This window comes from Aeromonas sp. PrichA-15 (assembly GCF_017939245.1).
GTDB lineage: Bacteria > Pseudomonadota > Gammaproteobacteria > Enterobacterales > Aeromonadaceae > Aeromonas > Aeromonas caviae.
The window spans coordinates 1-293 of the sequence record NZ_JAGKRH010000294.1 but is presented as its reverse complement, the minus strand read 5'-3'; the positions used below and the strand labels follow the sequence as shown (position 1 = coordinate 293).

Here is a 293-nt window from a genome sequence, read left to right as displayed (position 1 = left end):
TCCGCAGGCTCAGCGTTGGCCCGATGAGTTGCTTGAACCGGTACATGGCGGTCTCGGCTATCGAGCGCTGGTGATAGCCGGAGTCTTTCTTCCATTGCTTCAGTTCACCGGCCTTGAGCGCCGTCACCGCCTCGTTGCGGGGATGGCCTTCCTCCCACGGTGCCGCATTTTTTCTCGGCGGTATGGTGGCTTTCGCCCCCTTCTTCTTCAGTAGCGCATGACAGGCCTTGGTGTCATACGCACCATCGGCGCTGACCTGTTTTATCTTGCGTCGTAAGGGGTTGAGCAACGTC

1 protein-coding gene is annotated in these 293 nt (G+C 59.0%); it reads right to left on the bottom strand.

The features are described from left to right. The coding region (locus J9889_RS21585; RefSeq protein WP_210558127.1) for a transposase at positions 1-293 on the bottom strand (293 nt) is incomplete at both ends.